Genomic DNA, 453 nt, shown 5'->3' with positions numbered 1-453 from the left:
GTTGCACCGATTACCGCAGCCAGACTTTGTGCAACCGATGGTTTTTCAGCGATTACCAGTTTATATCTCATCATCTTCAGCCTCCCATTCTTCCCGCACAGGCGTGTGCAGTTTTTTCTCTATGCTGTTTTCCTCATCCAGTAGCAGGTTATAACCAAACCGGTAGTCATAGCGGTACAGTTTCCCCAGCAGGTCATTGATGATGATACGGCAAGCCAAAATGACACGGGTTTTATCCACCTGCATCAGCTGGTAGCGTTGATAATTGCTGTAATATTCTTCGTGACGGCGGGTATTGCAGGCGGCATCTTCAAGTAAACTATCTACTGCATCCTGACAACCATCTTCTTTTTCCCCTTCCATGCAGTTCAGAAGTTCCATCATCAAAGGAAAGCTCTGTTCATCCATAGGAGCTTCTGCTGCAAGAAAACCGATCAAAGCGGATAAGAGCAG

The 453-nt window shown here is 46.4% G+C and carries 1 pseudogene; it reads right to left on the bottom strand.

The features are described from left to right. Nucleotides 1–60: 60 nt before the first annotated feature. Nucleotides 61–453 (bottom strand): annotated as a pseudogene (locus tag GPK94_RS13930) (conjugal transfer protein TraG); the annotation flags it as partial.

This window comes from Pseudoflavonifractor sp. MCC625, from assembly GCF_018784545.1.
In the GTDB taxonomy this organism is placed as follows: domain Bacteria; phylum Bacillota; class Clostridia; order Oscillospirales; family Oscillospiraceae; genus Pseudoflavonifractor_A; species Pseudoflavonifractor_A gallinarum.
This window is presented reverse-complemented; position numbering and strand designations above follow the sequence as displayed.